This is a genomic window from Streptomyces sp. NPDC005492 (assembly GCF_040605995.1).
Lineage (GTDB): Bacteria > Actinomycetota > Actinomycetes > Streptomycetales > Streptomycetaceae > Streptomyces.
On record NZ_JBEXDX010000033.1, the window covers coordinates 80,599 to 100,647 of the forward strand.

General features: G+C 70.4%; 18 protein-coding genes and 1 pseudogene. 10 read left to right on the forward strand and 9 right to left on the reverse strand.

The window, feature by feature from the left end:
• Positions 1–45 precede the first annotated feature (45 nt).
• From ABZT04_RS33210 to ABZT04_RS33220, 3 genes are read right to left on the reverse strand one after another with little or no spacing between them, the layout of a single operon-like run.
• On the reverse strand, positions 46–984 hold the full coding sequence (locus ABZT04_RS33210) for an acyl-CoA thioesterase domain-containing protein (protein WP_356060795.1): 939 nt from the start codon (positions 982–984) through the stop codon (positions 46–48).
• On the reverse strand, positions 981–1,466 hold the full coding sequence (locus tag ABZT04_RS33215) for a cupin domain-containing protein (RefSeq protein WP_356060797.1): 486 nt from the start codon (positions 1,464–1,466) through the stop codon (positions 981–983). Before ABZT04_RS33215 ends, ABZT04_RS33210 begins: the two co-directional genes overlap by 4 nt.
• A 2-nt stretch (positions 1,467–1,468) precedes the next feature.
• Positions 1,469–2,293, reverse strand: coding sequence for a fumarylacetoacetate hydrolase family protein (locus ABZT04_RS33220; RefSeq protein ID WP_356060799.1), 825 nt, complete (start codon positions 2,291–2,293; stop codon positions 1,469–1,471).
• 131 nt (positions 2,294–2,424) lie between these two features.
• On the opposite strand from ABZT04_RS33220, the gene ABZT04_RS33225 reads away from it, so the two are divergent.
• The 3 genes from ABZT04_RS33225 (at position 2,425) to ABZT04_RS33235 (ending at position 5,572) form a co-directional block, all read left to right on the forward strand.
• Positions 2,425–2,844: a RidA family protein gene (locus ABZT04_RS33225; protein WP_356060801.1), complete on the forward strand. Its 420-nt coding sequence runs from the start codon at positions 2,425–2,427 to the stop codon at positions 2,842–2,844.
• Positions 2,845–3,113: 269 nt separating this feature from the next.
• Positions 3,114–4,853: an ATP-binding protein gene (locus ABZT04_RS33230; RefSeq protein ID WP_356060803.1), complete on the forward strand. Its 1,740-nt coding sequence runs from the start codon at positions 3,114–3,116 to the stop codon at positions 4,851–4,853.
• Between the two features lie 59 nt (positions 4,854–4,912).
• Positions 4,913–5,572: a response regulator transcription factor gene (locus ABZT04_RS33235; protein ID WP_356060805.1), complete on the forward strand. Its 660-nt coding sequence runs from the start codon at positions 4,913–4,915 to the stop codon at positions 5,570–5,572.
• A gap of 13 nt (positions 5,573–5,585) precedes the next feature.
• Here ABZT04_RS33235 and ABZT04_RS33240 read toward each other — a convergent pair whose 3' ends face one another.
• Entirely contained in the window at positions 5,586–6,008 is a 423-nt protein-coding gene (locus tag ABZT04_RS33240) for a response regulator (protein WP_356060807.1), read from the reverse strand.
• Positions 6,009–6,222: 214 nt separating this feature from the next.
• Here ABZT04_RS33240 and ABZT04_RS33245 point away from each other — a divergent pair, with 214 nt between their 5' ends.
• Positions 6,223–7,470 (forward strand): hypothetical protein, encoded by a 1,248-nt coding sequence (locus ABZT04_RS33245; RefSeq protein ID WP_356060809.1) that lies wholly within the window; start codon positions 6,223–6,225, stop codon positions 7,468–7,470.
• Positions 7,471–7,534: 64 nt separating this feature from the next.
• Here ABZT04_RS33245 and ABZT04_RS33250 read toward each other — a convergent pair whose 3' ends face one another.
• Positions 7,535–8,977, reverse strand: coding sequence for a carboxylesterase family protein (locus ABZT04_RS33250; protein ID WP_356060811.1), 1,443 nt, complete (start codon positions 8,975–8,977; stop codon positions 7,535–7,537).
• 129 nt (positions 8,978–9,106) lie between these two features.
• Between ABZT04_RS33250 and ABZT04_RS33255 the strand changes: the two genes are divergently transcribed.
• Positions 9,107–10,063, forward strand: a complete 957-nt coding sequence (locus ABZT04_RS33255; RefSeq protein WP_356060813.1) for an AsnC family transcriptional regulator — start codon at positions 9,107–9,109, stop codon at positions 10,061–10,063.
• A 146-nt stretch (positions 10,064–10,209) separates the two neighbouring features.
• Positions 10,210–10,449, forward strand: coding sequence for a hypothetical protein (locus ABZT04_RS33260; protein ID WP_356060815.1), 240 nt, complete (start codon positions 10,210–10,212; stop codon positions 10,447–10,449).
• A 62-nt stretch (positions 10,450–10,511) separates the two neighbouring features.
• On the opposite strand, the gene ABZT04_RS33265 is transcribed toward ABZT04_RS33260, so the two are convergent.
• Positions 10,512–13,436 (reverse strand): SpoIIE family protein phosphatase, encoded by a 2,925-nt coding sequence (locus ABZT04_RS33265; RefSeq protein ID WP_356060817.1) that lies wholly within the window; start codon positions 13,434–13,436, stop codon positions 10,512–10,514.
• A gap of 369 nt (positions 13,437–13,805) precedes the next feature.
• Between ABZT04_RS33265 and rutA the strand changes: the two genes are divergently transcribed.
• The 3 genes from rutA to ABZT04_RS33280 all read left to right on the forward strand — a co-directional run bounded on the left by rutA (position 13,806) and on the right by ABZT04_RS33280 (position 16,491).
• Positions 13,806–14,879, forward strand: coding sequence for a pyrimidine utilization protein A (gene rutA / locus ABZT04_RS33270; protein WP_356060819.1), 1,074 nt, complete (start codon positions 13,806–13,808; stop codon positions 14,877–14,879).
• A gap of 22 nt (positions 14,880–14,901) precedes the next feature.
• Positions 14,902–15,531 (forward strand): isochorismatase family protein, encoded by a 630-nt coding sequence (locus tag ABZT04_RS33275; protein WP_356060821.1) that lies wholly within the window; start codon positions 14,902–14,904, stop codon positions 15,529–15,531.
• Between the two features lie 96 nt (positions 15,532–15,627).
• On the forward strand, positions 15,628–16,491 hold the full coding sequence (locus tag ABZT04_RS33280; protein ID WP_356060837.1) for a lysozyme: 864 nt from the start codon (positions 15,628–15,630) through the stop codon (positions 16,489–16,491).
• A 59-nt stretch (positions 16,492–16,550) separates the two neighbouring features.
• Here ABZT04_RS33280 and ABZT04_RS33285 read toward each other — a convergent pair whose 3' ends face one another.
• Both ABZT04_RS33285 and ABZT04_RS33290 read right to left on the reverse strand, forming a co-directional pair.
• The gene (locus tag ABZT04_RS33285) at positions 16,551–18,158 is read right to left on the reverse strand and encodes a cation acetate symporter (protein WP_356060823.1); all 1,608 of its coding nucleotides are present in this window, start codon (positions 18,156–18,158) and stop codon (positions 16,551–16,553) included.
• The gene (locus tag ABZT04_RS33290) at positions 18,155–18,586 is read right to left on the reverse strand and encodes a DUF485 domain-containing protein (protein WP_356060825.1); all 432 of its coding nucleotides are present in this window, start codon (positions 18,584–18,586) and stop codon (positions 18,155–18,157) included. The genes ABZT04_RS33285 and ABZT04_RS33290 overlap by 4 nt, the downstream gene beginning before the upstream one ends.
• Positions 18,587–18,815: 229 nt before the next feature.
• Here ABZT04_RS33290 and ABZT04_RS33295 point away from each other — a divergent pair.
• Positions 18,816–19,099, forward strand: a pseudogene (locus ABZT04_RS33295) (barstar family protein).
• Positions 19,100–19,102: 3 nt separating this feature from the next.
• Here the strand turns inward: ABZT04_RS33295 and ABZT04_RS33300 are convergent.
• Positions 19,103–19,876 carry a DUF2071 domain-containing protein gene (locus tag ABZT04_RS33300; RefSeq protein WP_356060827.1) on the reverse strand — a complete coding sequence of 258 codons (774 nt, stop codon included), beginning with the start codon at positions 19,874–19,876 and terminating at the stop codon, positions 19,103–19,105.
• Between the last annotated feature and the right edge of the window lie 173 nt (positions 19,877–20,049).

The following is a 20,049-nucleotide window of genomic DNA, read 5'->3' on the forward strand; positions in this document are numbered from 1 at the left end:
CATCGGGATGTTCCTTTCCGCAGGTTGAGGTGGGCCGTGCGGGAATCAGGAGCTGCGGATCAGGCCTTCCTGAACGACGGTGGCCACGTGCGTACCGGTCGTGGTGAAGAAACGGCCGACAGCGAGGCCGCGACCGGCGTCGGCGGCGACGGCCTCCTGGGCGTAGAGGAGCCACTCGTCCATGGGGCCGGGCCGGTGGAACCACATCGCGTGGTCGAGGCTGGCGGTGACCAGTCCCGGCAGCGCCCACGGCAGATCCAGGACGCGCAGGACGGGTTCGAGGATCGTGTAGTCGCAGACGTAGGCGAGCGCGGCGAGATCGCGCTGCTCGTCGGTGAGGCCCTCGACAGGACGCAGCGTGTCGAACGGCCGTACCCACACGGCCTGTTGGGGCACGCGCTCACCCTCGACCGTGAGGTAGACGGGCCCGGGAACATGCCGCATGTCGAAGCTGCGGCCGCCTCTCCAGTACTCCTCGGAGGTGTCGGTCATCGTGCCCCGGGGCGCGGCGGTGTCGCGCAAGTACGAGGCGGAGCTGGGCAGTTCGGTCGGATCCGGTACGCCGACGGGGGGCTCGGCGGCGAAGATCGCGCCCGGCTCACCCGCGGCGAAGTTGGCGAGGCAGGTGTAGACGGGCTTGCCGTTCTGGAAGCCGCGGACCTGCCGGGTGGCGTAGCCGCGGCCGTCGCGCAGCAGCTCCACCTCGTAGCGGACCTCGGCGCCGATGTCGACCGGCCGCAGGAAGTAGGAGTGCATCGAGTGCAGCGTCTTGCCCTCGACCGAGCGCATCGCGGCGGCCGTGGCCTGGGCCACCATGTCGCCGCCGTACGCCTTCGGCCAGGGGCAGGGCTGGGTGGTCGCGGTGAAGGCGAGGTCGAAGTGCTCGGGCTCGACGGGGGTCAGTGCGATCGCATCGGTGAAGGTGGCCGAGGTCGGGCCGGAGCGGACGTCGGCGCCGGTGCTGGTGGATCGGGAGTCGGTCACGGCCGGTCCAGCCAGTCGCGCAGGTCGGCGTCGGCCACCTGTTCCAGGTTGACCACGATGTTCTCCGGGGTGCGGGTCGTCATCCAGGTCAGCGGGTTGTTGCGGTCGAGATTGCACTCGACGTGCGGCATGAACGGCGGGACGAACACCCAGTCGCCCTCCGACAGGTCGAGGTAGTCCTCGAACCGCTCGCCGAAGTAGATCCGGGCCCGGCCCGAGAGGACATAGCCACCGGTCTCGGCCTCGCCGTGGTGATGGGGGACGGAGCGGTACCCCGACTCGTTGCTCACCTTCCCGAACCACAACTTGGTGGCCGGCGTGTGCTGGACGGAGACCCCGGAGATCCGGCTCGCCCCGGCCGACTGGCCGGTGGCACCGACCTCCAGACCGGCGCGGGTCACGACCGGGACGACCAGACCGGACGCGTTGGCGTACGACGAGTTGTCGCCCTCTAGGACGTACTGGGAGAAATCGGGTTCCATGATCAGCTCCTGGAGTCGGTGAGACGGAGACGGTTGCGGAGGGTGCCGATGCCGGGGATCTCGGTCTCGACGAGATCGCCGTCGGCGAGATGGACCGGCGGGGTCATGCCCGACCCCACACCGCCGGGGGTGCCGGTGAGCACGAGGTCGCCGGGACGCAGCACCGTGAAGGTGGAGACATAGGCGAGCAAATCGGCCGCGTCGAACACCAGCGTGCGCGTGTTGCCGCGCTGCCGCTCGACGCCGTTGACCCGGCAGATCACCTCGACGCCCGCGACCGGGTCCAGTTCGTCGGGGGTGACGACCACCGGCCCGAGCGGGGTGGTGCGGTCCCAGGCCTTGCCCTGGAACCACTGCAGCGTGCGCTTCTGCCAGTCCCGCACGCTGATGTCGTTCGCGACCGTGTACCCGGCGATCGCCCGCCCGGCCGTGTCCCGGTCCACCCCGCTCAGCTCGGCCCCGACGACGACCGCCAGCTCCGCCTCCCAGTCCACGTCCAGACCGTGCGGCAGCACCAATTCGTCCTCGGGGCCCGTCAGCGTGTCGGCGTACTTCGCGAAGAGCGTGGGGTGGGCCGGCAGCTCGCGGCCCATCTCGGTGATGTGGTCCGCGTAATTGAGCCCGCAGCACACGACCTTGCGCGGCGACGGCAGCGGCAACACCGGTGCGGCACCGGGCAGTTCGGCCCCGGCGAGGCTCGCGATCCGGTCGGGTGTCGTACTCGTCACCAGTGCGGAGAGATCCTCGGCCGGCAGCGCCCGCCAGCGGTCGCCGTCGAGGACGGCGGCCGTCCTGCGGCCTTCGTGGGCCACGGTGGCGAGCTTCATGGGCGATCTCCCTCGGGGTGGCGGCGGCCGGAGTGACCGGGCGGCGATATAGCGAGATTTTCACGACCGTCGAAAACAGTCAATAGATGGGTTACGCTGACCGCACCAGCCCGTCCGAGGAGGAACCCGCAATGACGACTCCGATCCCGGTGAACCCGCCCTCGCTCCCCGCGCCGAGCGGCTACTCGCACGGCACCCTCAGCGGCAACACGCTCTACCTGGGCGGACAGACGGCCCTGGACGCGGACATGCGGATCGTCCCCGGCGGCATCGTCGAGCAGTTCCGACAGGCGTTCGGCAACGTGCTCACCACCCTGCGGGCGGCCGGCGGCATCCCCGAGGACCTGGTGAGCCTGACGCTCTACCTCACGGACATCCCCGACTATCAGGCGCACGGCAAGGAGATCGGCAAGGTCTGGCGCGAGCTCGCGGGCCCGGTCTATCCGGCGATGGCGGGTATCGGCACCACCGCGCTCTGGCAGCCGGAGGCGATGATCGAGATCCTCGGCGTCGCGGTGATCCCGGAGGAGCGGCTCGTTTCTGAGCATTAGCGCCTGGCGGTACGGGGCTGCCGCAACTCGCCCGTCTGTGGACGGAGTTACCGGAATGCGAGGATTCCGCCACGGGAGCCGTCACTTCGGCGCTACGGTGAGTAGTCGCGTCGTTGGGGTAGGGGGCGGCTCACTTGTCTGGTGCCGCGGACATGCCGTCTCCGGGCGCGGTGCCCGCAGTGACGACGCCCAGGGGAAAGCGGCGGGTCTCGCCTTCGCGGCTTCGGATACGACGACTGCCGGCCCGCCGTGAGGCCGTTGTCCTGGCCATGTCCGGCGCGGGGTTCGGGACGTACGTACTGATCGTGACGGCGCCGGGCCGGTACACCACCACGACCACGATCCTGTTCTCGGGAGCCGTCGGCGGCCTGTACCTGGGCGCGGGGCTGCTGGCGCGGCTGCGGCGGCCCGGCAACCGTGTCGGGCTGATGATGCTTCTGGTGGGGATCGGCTGGTTCGCGGAGGACCTGCAGATCAGCCCGGATCCGGTCGTGCACACCGTGGGACTGCTCGTCCGTTCGGCGTCCAGCGGGTTCCTCGTGCCGCTGCTGCTGATGTTCCCGGACGGCCTGTTGAGGTCCCGGATCGACCGGGTACTGGCCGGTGCCGGGTATCTGACGGCCTTCGGGCTGATGCCGGTGAGCGTCCTGTTCTCGACATCTGTCGTACGGAACCTGCTGCTGGTGCACCCCGTGGACTGGTTGCGGCAGGCGACGGACGTGGTGCAGTTCGTCATGAGCGGAGCGGTGGTCGCCGTCCTGCTGGTCCGCTGGGTGACCGCCACCCGTCCGGCCCGGCGCGTGCTCGCCCCGCTCTTCGCCGTCGGACTGGTGGGCGGTCTCGCCTCCGCGCTGGACGGGATGCTCGGGACCGGGCCTTCATGGACGCATACCCCTCTCATCAACATCGCCCATGTGTCCGTGCTCCTGCTGCCGCTGGCGTTCCTGGCCGGGGTGTGGCGGGTCCGGATGGGCCGGACCGCGGTGGCCGATCTGCTCCGCCGGATGCCGCTCGCGTCTGAGGAAGACCTGCGGGACGCGCTCGCGAAAGCGCTCGGCGACAGCTCCGTAGAGGTGGGTTTCCCTGCCCCGGATGAGACCGGATACGTCGACAGCCGGGGCCGTACGCTCACGGCCGCGCCCGGACAGCAGGTCAGCCCGCTGGAACGCAACGGCCGGCGGGTCGGCGTCCTCCTCCATGACCCGGCGCTGCGCGAGGACCGGTACGTGCTGGAGGCGGTCGTGTCGGCAGTGGCCCTGGAACTGGACAACCAGCGGCTCGCCGCCGAGGTGCGGGCGCAGTTGGCCGAGGTACGTGCCTCTCGAGCCCGCATCGTCGAGGCGGGCGACGAGCAACGCCGACGGATCGAGCACGATCTGCACGACGGCGCGCAGTCGCGGTTCGTCACCGCGCTGGTGACGCTCCGGCTGGCCCGCCTGCAGGTGGCGAACCAACCCACGCTTGACCAGGACCTGGCCGAACTGCTGGACGGTATCGCGGAGTTGATGGGCGAGGGAATGGACCAGCTACGCGACCTCGCGCACGGAATCCACCCGGCGGTCCTCAGCGAGACGGGACTTGTGGCCGCCCTGGAGATGATCGCCGCCCGTTCCCCGTGCCCGGTCCGGGTCAGCGCGACAGCGGTGCCCGAGCTGCCGCGGCCTCTCGCTGCCACCGCGTACTTCGTGGCGGCCGAAGCGGTCACCAACGCCCTGAAGCACGCCCACGCGACGGCCATCGCCATCGATGTCCGGTACGAGGACGGCGTGCTGCGGCTCGCGGTCGCCGACGACGGTGTCGGCGGTGCCGACCCGGACTCGGGCACCGGGCTGCTCGGTCTTCGGGACCGGGTCGCGGTGTTCGACGGCGAGATGACGGTCAGCAGCGTGCCGGGTCGAGGGACGGTCGTGTCGGCCACGTTGGTGACCGGAAGTTCCGGGCCGTCAGGTTCCGAGGACGCGCGCCCCGGGCGGGCGGCTTCGGCCGAGGGGGAGGACGGACGAGGATGACGGCTTCGGGAACGCCGCCGGAATGGACACGGCCGGGAGAGGCGCCAGCGGCCCGACCTTTGAACATCGTGCTCGCCGACGACGAAAGGCTGTTCCGGTCCGCGCTGGCCGCACTGCTGGAGAGCAGAGGGCACCAGGTCACCGCCCAGGTCGGCGACGCCGACGCACTGCGCACGGCGGTCGCCCGCGCCGAACCCGACCTCGCGGTGATCGACATCAGGATGCCGCCCACGAAACGGCTCGAAGGCCTGCGGGCCGCGGTGGACATCCGGCAGTCCCATCCCGGTGTCGGGATCCTCCTGCTCTCGCAGAGCGTTCAGGTCACCCATCTCACCGAACTGACGGGCTCCGGCGTCAGGGGAGTCGGCTATCTCCTCAAGGAACGGGTGGCCGACGAACACTTCCTGGACACGGTGCGCCGCATCGCCCAGGGGGAGTGCGAGTTCGACCAGGAGGTCCTGCGCCTTCTCTTCAACGGCCCCCACCAGCACGACGGTCTGGCCAGGCTCAGCACCCGGGAACTGGAGGTGCTGAAACTCATGGCCCAGGGGCTGACCAACCCGGCCATCGCGAGCCAGCTTGTCGTCACCGTCAAGACGGTCGAGACCCATGTCGGCAGCGTCTTCAGGCGACTTGCTCTTCCCGACGAGAGCGAGGGCGAGTACCACCGGCGGGTCCTCGCCGTTCTGACGTATCTGCAATCCGAACGAGCCGTCTGACCGCCGTCGCTATTCAGAACTCCGGGCCGAGGTGAGGAGCCTCACCGCCCGTGCATGGTCGCCCGTGACCGGCGCCGTCCGTAGCGGCGAAGCGGGACAGTGCGGCGGCCGACAGCCCGGCCTTCGGCAGGAAACCGGCCGCCGGGGAGCAGGCGATCCGCCCGCCGAACTCGTCGGCCCCACGCACCGAACACAGCACGATCACCACGTCCGCCGCCAGCGCCTTCAGCTCCCGGACGGTGGCGAACACGTCCTCACCGGGCAGCCCCAGATCCAGGAGCACGAGGTCGGGCCGGTCGCCCCGGGCGATCTCCGTGACGGCGGCCGACGCCGAAGCGGCCTCCGAGACGGCGTACGCACCGTCGGCCTCCAACAAGGCGCGCACGGCGGCTCGGTAGGCGGGATCGTCGTCCACGACAAGCACGCTGCGGCCCATGACCTCATGCTGGCGGACCCCCCGGGCGAGGACATCAGGGCCAGCACCGAGAAGACCGGCCCGGAGACGGGTGGCTGCCCCGAAGACCCGCACCCCACTTCGAAACCACACTGGTCGGACAGCCCACGAACGCGGGCGCGACCCGGTGTGCTCAACCCGGCGTACGACCCGCGGATCGGGATTCGTTTTCGGGGGGGAACGTATGCGGGGTTCCATGGTGAGGCTATCCGTGCCGGTACTGCTCGCGGCACTGCTGGCCACCGGTTGCAAGAAGCCGGCCCAGGAGGTGACGGGTTCCTTCAAACCCGCTTTTCTGCCGGTGACGTTCACGATCGACTCGTCGGGAAACATCAGCGTCACCGCGGACGCGTCGATCGTCACACCGCTGGGCGAGGTGTCGGTGTCCGGATTCCAGCAGGAGCTGGGCAACCCCAAGCCGTACCTCGTGGCGGCCATCCGGCATCTGACGCGGGGTACGGCAGCCGACCGGAGCGCGTACGTGGACCGGACCACGGGGCCGGTCCACGTCGCGTCCGCGGGATACGCCAACTACACGGAAGAGACCGGGAGTTCGGTCTACTCGCTCTACAAGATCGAGGCGAAGGGCCGCAATGTCCGGCCCGCGCTGAACGGACAGCCTCTCGCCCTGGCGCAGAGCGGCACGATCGTCGTCGACGCCACGCGGACACGGTCCGGCAGCGTGACCCGGTTGCAGATAGCCGACGCCCCGAAGGAACAGGACTCGCCCGTGCCGACCAGTACGGCGTCCTCGTGCGCGGGAACCGACGCCGTCGGCATCACGCTCCCCGAGGTGTCCGCGGGAGCCGAAGTCACCGACACGGTCGCGGAGTTGACGGCCGATTGCCTTCAGGTGCAGTACGCGGCGGAGCCGGCCGACGGTACGGCGGAGGGCACTGTCTCGCGGGTCGTGATCCCGACCGAGGGCTCGGCCGACCCGGTGCGACTGCCCCCGGTCGACGAGGGCGCCCCGAAGCCGGGGGACCACGTGACGGTGAGCCGACGATCGCCGGCCACGGTGTATGTCGCGGCGACGGCGCCCTCACCCTCATCCTCGCCTTCGCCGAGCGGCAGCGACGAGCCCTCCGGCCAGCCTTCGGAGCAGCCCTCCGACACTGCCGTGCCGGGGACCACACCGGTGGAGGGCGCCGCGTACGCGCCCGTCCGCACGGACCCCGGCACGTCCGGAGAACTGACCAGCCACATCGAACCGGGAGGCGAGTACAACGCGCTGTGCGTCACCCACGGCGAGACGGTGGAGGCCCATGGCTATACGAGCGACCTGTGGGCCGAGTTGCTCCTCAGCGCCGGCGGTACCGGCTGGGTCACGGCCACAGCACTCACCGGCGGCCCTGACGGCCTGTCACTTCCCGACTGCCCGGACACCGGCACTGCGACCGACAGCCCTTCGCCGACGCCTTCGGATGCCACTCCGACCGTCTGAGGGCCGACGATCGCCCAACCCGGTGCACGCATCCCGGTCATCGCCGTGCGCGATGGCGCCTGTCTCAGCCGAAGTGCCGGACGCGCGCAGGGGTTTCGGGTGTGTAGGGCAGCCAGTCGTCGGCCGAGCCGGTCGTGACGAACTCGGTGACCGCGGTCGCGAACGTGCGGCCCAGGGCCCGTACGGCGTCGGTGGGGCGGCCCAGCATCGGGCTGTCCGGGTAGGTGTCGAAGGTGTTGAAGAGGAAGGGCAGTTCGGAGCAGTGGGTGGCGCCGAGGGCGTCCTCGTCCTCGGCCGGAAGATAGTCGAACTGGTAGACGTAGGTCGCGTTGCCGCCCGCCGCGTGGTGGTCGGCGATCCGCAGCGAGCCGTCGCGGAACAGCTCGTCGGTCTGCACCGCCGTGAAGACCTGCGCGGCGGTGGGTGCCTCAAGGCGGGCGGCGTACCGCTGGTAGATCTCGGGTGCCTCGTCGCCGACCTGGCCGGTCAGGAGGTCCAACGCGCCGTCGGGGGTGAGGTTCTGGATGTGTGGGTCGAAGGCGGTGAAGGCCGTCGCCTCGTCCCGGGTGGTACCGATCAGCAGCCCCTTGCCCTCCAGTGCACCGTCCGTGAGGGCCCGCTGCAGGTCGTGGGGGACACCAGGGGCGCCGAGCACCGGAAACATGGGCGGGGCGGCGTTGCCCGGACGCGCGAGTTGCCCCGCGAGCCGGCCGTAGGCGGACAGCAACTGTTCGGCGGGCAGGGCGCGCAGTGCCTTCGCGGCATCCGCTCCGGCCGGCACGTCGAGCAGCCGTAGATAGGCCTCGGCGTTCTCGGCCGCGCTCTGCGGGTCCTGCGGCACCAGACCGAAGGGGCCGCTCTGCAGCAGCACCCGACTCACGAATCCCGACGTCTTCGGGTCGAGCGCCAGCGACAGCGCCGAATACGCTCCGGCCGACTGCCCGCCGACCGTCACCTTGCGCGGATCGCCGCCGAAGGAGGCGATGTTGTCCCGCACCCAGGCCAGCAGGGCGGCCTGGTCCTGGGGACCGAGGTTGGCCGCGCCGATCTCCGGCATGTACAGGTAACCCAGGGGACCCACACGGTAGTTGGCGGTGACCACCACGATGTCGCCCAGCGCGGCCAGCCTGCCCCCGTCGTACCAGTCCCAACCGCCGGAGCCGCTGGTGAAGCCGCCCCCGTGCCACCACACCAGAACCGGGAGGGACGCGTTGTCCTCGAACGCCCCTGGAGGAGTGTGGACGTTGACGGTCAGGCTGCCGTCCTCGTTCCAGTCCGGCACCCGGTGCCCCATCACCTGTTCCAGGCGGGAGGCCCCCTGCGGGACAGCCGGCCCGGCCTGCACCGCCTCCCGCACCCCGGTCCATCCCGCGTGCGGCCGCGGCGGCGCGAAGCGCAACTCACCGACCGGCGACGCCGCGTACGGGATTCCCCTGAAGGAGATCGCCGCGCCCTGCGTGATGCCCCTGACCTTGCCGCGATCCGTCTCCGCGACAGCCGTCATCATGCTCACCTCTCTCGTTCCGGTTGCTCTGACACGTTTCTATCCGTGAGTATTGATCTGAGCCAGAAAGAGGAGTTGAAAGCGAGAATGAAGGACAGGAAATCCAGGGATACGGCGAAAGTAAGCCATCCGTTGAACGAGACGGACAGTCGGATCGCCGCAGCGCTGCTGGCCTCCCCACGGGCTTCGTGGCGCACCCTCGGACGCGTCCTGGGCATCTCGGAGCGCACCGTGGTGCGGCGCGCGGCACCGCTGTTCCACGACAAGACGCTGCGCGCCACCGCCGTACGCAACCCCGTGTGGTTCCCCGACCTGATTCCGCTGGCCCTGCGCATCCGGTGCCGCCCCAACCAGATCAGCGCCATCGCCGCCACCCTCGCGCGCCGTGCCGACACCATCTGGGTGGACGTCCTCGGCGGCGGCGACGAGATCTGCACCATCCTGTTCCTGTACGGGCCGGACGCGCGCAACTCGCTGCTGCTGCGCGATCTTCCGGCCACCCCCGCGATCCAGTCGTGGACCTCGCACGTCCTGCTACGGGTCTTCCCTGCGGCCTTCGACTGGAGCGGCGGCCTGCTGACGGAGGCCGAGCTGACCAGCCTGAGGCCGGACACCTCCGCCCCCGCCTCCCGCTCGGCCCTCCTGCCGCTCGACCAGGCGCTGATCACCGCTCTGGTCGAGGACGGCCGAGCCTCCTACACCGATCTCGCCCAACGCGCCGACACCACTCCCCTCACCGTCCGGCGCCGACTGGAGGCGCTGGTCGGCGACCAGGTCCTCAGACTCGCGACCGAGGTCGACCTCGCCCGGCTGGGCATCCGCGCCGAGGCGCTGCTGTGGATCACCGTGGCACCCGGCGGCCTGGAGGAGACGGGCCGGCAACTCAGCCGCCACCCACAAGTCCGCTTCGCCGCCGCCACCACCGGCTCGGCCAACCTCCTCGTGGCCGTCGCCGCCGCCGACCTCGACGCGCTCTACCACTTCCTGAGCGACACCCTCGGCGCCCTCACCCACATCACGACCGTCGAGGTCACCCCCATCCTGAGCGGCGTCAAGAGGACTGGTCTGGTGCGGCCTGGCAGTCTCTGAGTGGGTTGGTGGCGCGACCAGGCCCTGGGTGTGACGACTCGCCGCCTGCCGGATCGTCGGCGCCGGCCGCGACCGGGCCCGCTTGTGGGGCAAGCCCGCCGGTGACGCGATCATGGCGCTGCTGCCGGCCCGCGCAGACCGCGGCCGTGCCCCGCACTGGATCCAGATCGGAGCCATGGCCGGCCCGACCGTCGAACTTCCGCCTCCAGGGCGTCGACCAGGGCGCGGTGTCACCCGGGACGTACCTGGAGGAACTGCCGTCCCTCATCGACGAGATCGAGCACGGCGGCCTCGCGGTCACCGCCGACCCGGTCCCCCTCGCCGACGTCGAAACGGCGTGGAACGCACCCGACGCCCCGGGCGTACGCACCGTCCTGGTGCCCTGAACCCGGCTCGAGCATCGGCCAACTCATCCTGGAATCAGCGAAGTTGGCGAGACCACCGTCTCTCAGTCCTCGTCTCCGAAGGGCAGCGCGTCGAGGTCCCCGGTGAAGTCCTCGACCTTCGGGAACATCAACTCCAGGGCGTCGGAAGGCAGTTCCTCGCGGACACCCGAGGCGAGCAGTGACTGTTCCGTCCAGATGCATTTGCCGGTCGGTGTGTAGCGCGTGCCCCAGCGCTGGGAGAGCGCGGTGACCAGTTGCAGGCCGCGGCCGCCCTCGTCGGTGTCCGTTGCTCGCCGGATGCGGGGCATTGTCAGGCTGCCGTCGAAGACCTCGCAGATCAACTCGGCGCCGTGCAGCAGGCGCAGACTGACCGGACCCTTGGCGTGACGGACCACGTTGCCCACGAGCTCGCTGGCGAGGAGTTCCGTGGTGGCGGTCAGGTCCTCCAGGCCCCATGTGCGGAGTTGCTCGCGGACGTGGCGGCGGGCCTGTCCGGCCGCTCGTGGGTCCTCGGGCAGCGGCCAGGAGGCCACCCGGTCGCCGGTCAGGGCGTGGAGACGGGCGACGAGGAGCGCGGCGTCGTCGGCCGTCGGGTGTTCGGCGGGGAGCAGACCCGCCGTGAGGGTGTCGCAGAGCTGCTCCAGGTCCGCCACGTCGCCGGTCCCGGTGCCGTGCGCCGTGCTGAGCAGACGTGCGAGGTCCGCCATGCCCTCGTCCATCTCGCGCTTCGACGATTCGACCAGGCCGTCGGTGTAGAGCACCAGGAGACTTCCCTCCGGCACCTTCAACTCGACCGTCTCGAAAGGGGGTTCAGCCGCGCCGAGCGGCGGGTCGGCCGACAGCTCCGGGAAGTGCACCGTGCCGTCCGGGTGGACCACGGCCGGTGGCGGATGACCCGCCCCGGCGATGGAACAGATCTGGGTCGTCGAGTCGTAGAGCGCGTACAGACAGGTCACGTACGACTCCTCGCCCATACCGGCGACGAGTTCGTTGAGGTGGCTCATGATCTCGTCGGGCGGCAGCTCCAGGTCGGCGAGGGTGTGCAGCGCGGTGCGCAGCCGGCCCATCGTCGCCGCCTCGGGCAGACCGTGGCCCATCACATCGCCCACCACCAGGGCGACTTGGCCGCCCGAGAGGGGGATGATGTCGTACCAGTCGCCGCCCACGTCCATGCCCTGCCCCGCGGGGAGGTAACGGGCCGCCGCGGTACACGCCGGCAGCTCGGGCAGGGCCCGGGGGAGCAGACTGCGCTGGAGTTCACGGGACCGGGTGTGCTCGGCGTCGTAGAGGCGGGCCCGTTCCAGAGCCTGGGCGACGAGGGCGCTGAGCGTGGTCAGCAGGGTGCGTTCCTCGTCGGTGAGGCGGCGGGCGCGGTCGAAGGCCACGACGCAGACGCCGAAGGTGTGCCCGGACGCCGTCAGCGGCAGGAACGCCCACGCCTGTTTCGCGGCCCGGGACGGTCGGCCGGCCAGCTCGGGGTAGTGGGCCGTGTACTCCTCGACCGAGGAGAGGAACATCGGCAGACCGGACGCGATCACGTCCCAGGCCGGCTCACCGGCCGTCTGTGCGCGGCTGTCGACGGTGGCCAGGAAGTCGTCCGGGTAGCCGTCCGCTCCCACCGTGTGCAGCCGGTCGCCCTCGACGGCCTGGACGAGGAGCCCGGTGGCGGCGAACGGCGGCAGCACCCGGCGGGCGACCGCGGCCACCACGTCCTGCGAGGTCGTCGCCTTGGCGAGGGCGGCCGTCAACTCGCCCATCCGGACGGCGCGTCGGGCCGCCGCCAGCTCGGACGCCCGGCGCTCCTCCTCGTGCTGCCGCTTCTCGGTGACATCGGTGAGATAGAGCGTGACGCCGTCGGGACCCGGGACCAGCCGCAGGTGGTACCGGCGGCCGGTGTCCCCCACCTGGGCGTCGAAACCGACCGGCTTCTCCTCCGCGGCGGCCTTCCGGCAGCGGTCCTCCAGGCCGGGGACCTCCCGTGCCGCGGGCAGCTCCCACAGGAGGCGTCCGAAGAGCTCCTCCTCGGAGAGGCCGAGGATACGTTCCGCCTCCAGGTTGGCGAAGGTGATCCGCCACTCGTCGTCCACCGCGAGAAAGCCGTCGCTCATATGGCGCAGGGCACGGCTGAGCGAGTCCCGGGCGGAGCGGGACTCGTTGCTCTCCCAGCCGACGCCGATCATCCGCTCGGCCTCGCCGTGCTCGTCGTAGGTCGCCCGGGCGCGGGCCCGGGTCCAGCCGTACGTGCCGTCCAGGCGCCGTACCCGGTACTCGGCGTCGAACACGCCGTGGTCGCGGATCGCCCTCCCGACCGCGTCCAGTGTGGGCGCCAGGTCGTCGGGGTGGACGATCCTCATCCAGTTCTCGACCCTGCCGGTGTAGTCCTCCGGTCTGGTGCCGTAGAGCTCCAGGGCCGCCTCGTCCCACAGCAGATCGCCGGTGCGGATGTTCCAGTCCCACGAACCGACGCTGACCTCCTTCAGGGCCTGCCGAAGGCGGTCACGGTCGCCGGCCGACTCCGTCTGGGAGGGCCCTACGTGCGGCGGAGCCTGGCTCAGCCGTTCTTCGGCCCAGGCGACCAGATCCCGCAGGAAGTCCCACTGCCGTGGAGTGGGCTCGCCCTGCTCGCCCATCAGGACCGTGAGCGCGCCGATGCTCCGGTCCCCGCTGGACAGCGGTACGGCGGCCAGACCGGTGCCGGGCCACCCAGGGGCGCGGCCCACCGCCGGCACCCACACTCCACTGCCCTGGTGCAGCGCCCTCGCCGGGGCCGCCGGGCCCTCCTGGTCGATGATCTCCCAGGGGCCGGTGAGGGCGGGAGGCAGTCCCGTCGACGAGACCAGCCGCAGCGCGGACATCGGACCACGCAGGTGAATCGCTCCACCGAGGGCGCCCAGCTCGGCCACCGCGTGCTGCAGTGCCAGCCGGAAGACCTCGCTCTCGGTGACGCCGGGGTCCACAGCGTTGAGCAGGGCCAAACGAGCGTTCATACCGTAAATTTTACCGTTCCCGCCTCACGTAACGCGGTGCTGCGCACGATTCACACCTTTTGCACCGGCTGTCGGGCAGGGCCCCCAACAGCCGCCGTTCCAGGCCGAGTTGCATCGGCGTTCCACCGATGTCGCCTCGGACGTCCGGGTGACAATACTCGGCATCCGGGGGAACCGGACCCCGGAGATCAGGGTCCGCCGAGGACCGGGGACCCGGGCGGTGGCCGGGTGCCGCCCGGCAGACCGGGACCGCACCGCTCGACCCCGTTCGCGGGCATCCCGGAAACCCTCCGCGGGCATCTGGAACCCCTTGATCACACGCGCACGTTGTCACACCGTCAGGTTCTTCCCCTGTCCACGAGGAGCGGCATGGACATCGGCGTATTCATCCCGATCGGCAACAACGGCTGGCTGATATCGAAGAGTTCGCCCCAGTACCGACCGAGCTTCGAGCTGAACAAGGCCATCGTGCAGAAGGCCGAGGAACACGGACTCGACTTCGCGCTGTCCATGATCAAGCTCAAGGGGTTCGGCGGCGAGACCGAGTTCTGGGACCACAACCTGGAGTCGTTCACGCTGATGGCGGGCCTGGCCGCCGTGACGGAACGCATCAAGCTGTACGCCTCCACACCGATCCTCGCGCTGGAGCCCGCCATCGTCGCGCGCATGGCGGTCACCATCGACTCGATCGCCCCCGGCCGCTTCGGCATCAACATCGTCACCGGCTGGGCACCCGGCGAGTACTCCCAGATGGGCCTGTGGCCCGGCGACGCACACTTTGGCAACCGCTATGCCCGCGCCGCCGAGTACGTCACCGTGATGAAGGAGCTGTGGAGCGAGGGCGTCAGCAACTTCAAGGGCGAGTTCTACGAGATGGACGATTGCGTGCTCTCGCCGCGCCCGGCGGACGGGCACATCGACATCGTGGCGGCGGGACAGAGCACCACCGGAATACGGTTCGCCGCCGAGCACGCCGAGTACAACTTCATCCTGGGCAGCGGCGTCAACACCCCGCTCGCTCTCTCGGACACCACGGCCACGCTCGTGGACGCGGCGGCGGAGACGGGCCGTGACGTCGGCGCGCTCTCCCTCTTCATGGTCATCGCCGACGAGACGGACGAGGCCGCCCGGGCGAAGTGGCAGGACTACCACGACAACGCGGACCTCGCCGCGCTGGCGTACATGGCCGGCGAGTCGGCCACCGACACCACCGCCGACGAGACGTCCACGGCCCGGACCATCGTGCTGCCCGAGGGCGCGGTGAACCTCAACATGGGCACGCTCGTGGGCTCGTACGAGACCGTCGCGAAGATGCTCGACGAAGTCGCGGAGGTCGCGGGCACCAAGGGCATCATGCTCGTCTTCGACGACTTCCTCGAAGGCCTGGAGAACTTCGGCACCCGCATCCAGCCCCTGATGAAGTCCCGCTCGCTTCCCCGGTAGGCATCGCACGAAAGGCGTCATCATGGCCGATTCCCAGGAGGAGGACTACGAGCGCGCCGGGCTCGGCGGGCGGCTCACCCCCGGTACCGCCCCCGCTCTTCTCCTGGTGGATCCCGCCCGTGCCTACGTCGATCCCGACTGCCCGCTCTACGCCGGTGTCGACGCGGCGGTCGACGCGATGAGGGTGCTGCTGGCCGACGCGCGCCGGGCCGGGATTCCGGTGATCGTCACACGGGTGCGGCTGCGGGCGGACGGCAGCGACGGCGGCGTCTTCCTCCGCAAGGTGCCCGCCCTGCGGGCGTTCGTCGAAGGCAGCCCCTTCGGTGACTTCATCGAAGGGCTGGCCCCGGCGGCGGACGAACTGACCGTGACGAAACAGAGTCCGAGCGCCTTCTTCGGCACCGGGCTGGCCGCACGTCTCACGGCCATCGGCATCGACACCCTGATCATCGGGGGACTGTCGACGAGCGGCTGCGTCCGCGCCACCGCCCTGGACGCCATGCAGCACGGCTTCGTGCCCGTCGTGGTCGAGGAGGCCGTCGGCGACCGGGATCCGGCGGTCCACGCGGCGAACCTCTTCGACATCGGCCACAAGATCGGAGAGGTCTGGTCGATCCGGCGGGTCCGTGAGTACCTCGCACCACCCCCCTGACAGCCGCCAGTTGCGCGGACAGCGATCGCCGTCACCGGGACGGGAGTCGTGCCATTGGCGGTACCTGACGTGCGGCACGGCTCGTCCGAAGGTCAGATGGAGGGCGTGCGAAGATCCATATCAAACCAGTCATCCCGTTCCTGGTACAGCCGCTCACGCCTGCGCCTGACCACGATCCTGTCCGGACTCCTCCTCACCGCCGCCGCCGTTCCCCCCGCGGCCGCGGCGACCGCCCCCACGCCCATACGCGGCAGCGCCTACATGGGCATGGGCGTCATAGCCCACGAGGGCACAGCAGGTACGCCCGACGCGATACCCCCGGCCACCCGTGCCGGGCAGACCGAGGGCGTCGACGTCTCCAGTCACCAGACGAACGTCGCCTGGTCCACCCTGTGGAGCAGCGGCACCAGGTGGGCCTACTCGAAGGCCACCGAAGGCACCTCCTACCAGAACCCGTACTTCTCCGGGCAGTACGGCGGCGCTTACGGCGTCGGCATGGTCCACGGGGCGTACCACTTCGCCACGCCGGACACCAGCAGCGGCACCGCGCAGGCCGACTACTTCGTCGACCACGGCGGAGGCTGGTCCCGCGACGGCCGCACCCTGCCCGGCGCCCTCGACATCGAGTGGAACCCCTACGGGGACTCCTGCTACGGCAAGTCCACCAGCGGCATGGTCACCTGGATCGGTGACTTCCTGAAGCGCTACAAGACCCGCACCGGCCGCGACGCCGTCATCTACACCGCCACCAGTTGGTGGACGAGCTGCACGGGCGGCTACCGCGGCTTCGGCTCCACCAACCCGCTCTGGGTCGCCCGGTACGCCTCCTCGGCGGGGACGCTCCCGGCCGGCTGGTCGGCGTACACGATGTGGCAGTACACCTCCTCCGGTGCGACGGTCGGCGACCACGACAGGTTCAACGGCTCCTCGGACACACTGCGGGAGTTCGCCACCGGATGACCGGGCCGGGCACCGGGTCCCGGAAAGGCCTCCGGGGCCCGGACCCGGCGTCACCGCCTTCATCCGCTCCGAGGATGCGGCGGCCCGGCCAGCAGAACCGGCTCGATGGCTTCGTAGCGGTTGCGTTCGCGCGTGGTGGCCCCACGGCCCGACAGGAGCGTGCCGAGCAGACCGCACAGGAAACCCACCGGGACCGACACCAGAGCCGTGGTCGTGAACGGGAACCAGTTGAAGTCGGCCTCGGGGAAAGCCGATTGGGGTGAGCCGGAGACGAGATTGGTGCCGGTCATCAGAACGAGGACGCTGACGGTGCCGCCGATGAGTGTCCACAGCAGGCCGGTCCGCGTGTAGCGGCGCCAGAAGAGGCCGTAGACGAGGGCGGGGGCGATGGCCGAGGCGCCCAGGCAGAACGACACGATGGCGAGCGGCTGCAGACTGCGGTGCTGGGCCAGCACCGCCAGTCCGATCACCGGGACGCCCACGGCGAGCGCGGCCAGCCGTGCCAGCGCCATCTCACGCAGCGGCGGGGTGCCGGTGCGGGCGACGACGTCGTGGGCAAGGGAGTTGGCGCACGCGAGCGTCATGCTGGCCACGGACGCCAGCAGGGTCAGGAAGATGGCCGTGGTGACGGTGGTGAACAACAGGCCCTCGGCGCGGGAGAGATCCGTACCGAACGCGGCCCGCGCACCGAGGAGATAGGCGGTGTTGCCGCGCGGATCCGCCGCCGCGATGGTCTTCCCGCCGATGAGGGCGGTGGCGCCCACGGCGACGACGGTCATGACCGCCATGAACAGGGCGACCGCCGAGACCGCCCAGGACATCGCCCGACGCACCTGACGGGTGCTGCCGGCGGTGTACATCCGCATGGTGACGTGCGGCAGGCAGGCGCCGCCCAGCACGATCGCGCACTGCGTGCTCACCATGTCGAGGGCGGGATGCTCGCCGCCCGCGAACTGGAGGCCGTAGCGCAGGTAGTTGGGCCCGGCCCCGCTGTTCACGGCGGCGCTCTGGAACAGGGTCCTGGGACTCCAGCCGAAGGTGTGCAGGATGAGCGCGGCGACGACCAGCCCTGACCCGAGGAGGATCACCGTCTTCAGGATCTGGATCAGCGCGGTCCCGCGCATACCCCCGATGGCCGCATACGTGATCATCAACGCGCCGGCCCCGACCACGCACCCGGTGCGCATCGAACTGTCGTCGAAGCCGAGGATGAACGCCAACAGCTGTCCCACACCGGCCAGTTGCACCACCATCATGGGCATCAGCGCCGCGAGGGTGACCAAGCACGCGGTGATACGCACCGCACGGCCGGGCATACGGCGCCCGAGCACATCGCCCATGGTGAACCTGCCCGTGTGATGCAGCGGTTCGGCCAGCAGGAACATCAGCAGGAGGAGCGAGAGCAGGGTGCTCAGGGCCAGGACGACACCGTCGTAGCCGCACAGCGCGATGATCCCGCCGACCGTGAGGACGGTGGCCGCGGAGATGTAGTCACCCGCGATGGCCAGGCCGTTGCGCAGCGGCGACAGGAAGCGGTAGCCGGTGTAGAACTCGTCGAGGTCCTCCCGGTCCGGACCGGTGATCACGCAGAGCAGGAGCGTGAGGGTCACGACACTGCAGAACGCCACGAGGGACCAGGACTGCGCGGGGCCGTTGAAGTCCGTCACGACGGCTCCCCTTCACGGGCCTGAGCGCTCTGACGGCGCACCCGGCGGGCGAGCGGATCGACGAACCGGCGCGCGGTGGTCTCGTAGAAAACGACGGCCAACCAGGTGACAGGGAGTTGCACCAGTGCGAGGAACAGCCCGGCGGGCAGACCGCCGGGGGCTGGGCGGGCCATCACCGAGGGGACTTCGACGGTGAGGGTGAGGAAGACGGCGAAGTAGCCGAGCGCGGCGAACGTGGCCACCCGCCGCTGCCAGCGGCAGGCCCGGCGCAGCAGCCGCAGATCGCGGTGCGGTCCCGTCCACGATCGAGCGCGGACCACCTGCCGACGGCTGATCTCCGGGGTCGGCGACCGCGGGGCCGGGGTGGGGGAGGCGTGCCGTCCGGGCCGGTGCTGAAGCGGGTATAACTCGGAGCTGTCGGAGGACATCCCAAGGTCTCCTTGCGGGTCGTGGGCCCCAAAAGGTGTGGACCGCGGGAACGCGTGTGCGGTCCGGCATCCGCACGCTATGCGGGTGCCGGACCGTGCGCAGGAGTTCCGGAGAACTTCCTGGTGAGGGCCGCTACGGCGCTCTGACCTCGGATGTTGTGGATGTGCAGGGTGTGATGGGGAGTCATGCCTGTGCCGTGTGGGGCGACCGGTACGTATCCTCCGAGCCGTGACAACGACATATGCGCTCGACGGCACGGAGATCAGAACGCTGGAGGATTTCTGGCGCGTCATCGGCGAGGCGATCAACGGCCCGGGAGGCTACTTCGGCCGAAATCTCGACGCCTTCGCCGACTGTCTGCAGGGTGGATTCGGAGCGCCGGAAGACGATGACTACGTCCTGCCATCGGCGCCGATCTCGCCGCGGCGAGGGAGGGACGCGGAGCGACCGTCTTCGACTGGCTGGTCGGGGTCTTCGAGAGGCGTGCTCCTGGCGTCCTGAGGCTCGGGTGAGGGTCAGGGCGTGGCGATGCCGGCCGAAGCACGGGGTGGGCGGGTGAAGCGGACCGGGACTCCGGGGGAGTAGAGGACGCTGACCGGTGGCCCGGCCGGGGCGGGCAGGCCCGCCGTGGTGACGAGGTTCTCCTCGCAGTGCAGAAGGTCGGCGCGGTGCAGCGGCCAGCGGGGATGTGTGTTGGGCAGATACCGGGAGCGGCCGAAGAAGGCGCTGTGCATGCCCCAGCGGGCGGTGAGGAAGTGTTCGAGTTCGGTCGGAACCTGCACCCGCTCGCCGATCCGTATCGCGAGGCTGCTTCGCGCACTGCGGGGACCGGGCCAGCGCCGCCTGCTGGTGTAGGTGACCGCGGTGCCCTCGCGGCGGATCTCCATCCGCGACCAGACGTACGGCAACCGGAACGCGGTCCGGCCGACGGCGACGGGGATCAGGCGGGAGGCGTCGAGGGAGCGGAAGACCACGCCGCGTCGGCCGTGGGCGTCCACCGAGTAGAGGCGGACATTGGTCTCCGGGAAGGTGCCGAGGTAGGGGACACCGGGGAGGCGGAACCATCCGACGCGGTGCATCCGGAAGGCGACGAGACCGACGTAGGTGGTGCCGTGCAGGGTGTCCGGCCGGGTACCGGCCGGCAGCAGCGGGGCGACGTCCGCCGGGTCGGCGGCCCAGTGGAGGAAGGCCAGATCGAGCCAGGACTGGGTGAGGAGGGGCCGGTCCGCGGTGTGCGGGGGATCGGCCGTTATCGGTTCGGGCTCCACGGCGAGCTGCGGCTGCGGCATGAGGCCAGTATGGCGAAGCCCCTGAGCGGAGAGTGCCCTGGGCGTCCGCTGGTAAAATGGGGCAACGCTTCGACGCCGCCGGGGCCCGTACCAAGGGGTACGGGCCCCGGCGCGTTGTGGCCATCAGACCGAGGAAGGTTCTCCATGAACGCGAAGCCGCCGGCGTCCGGGCC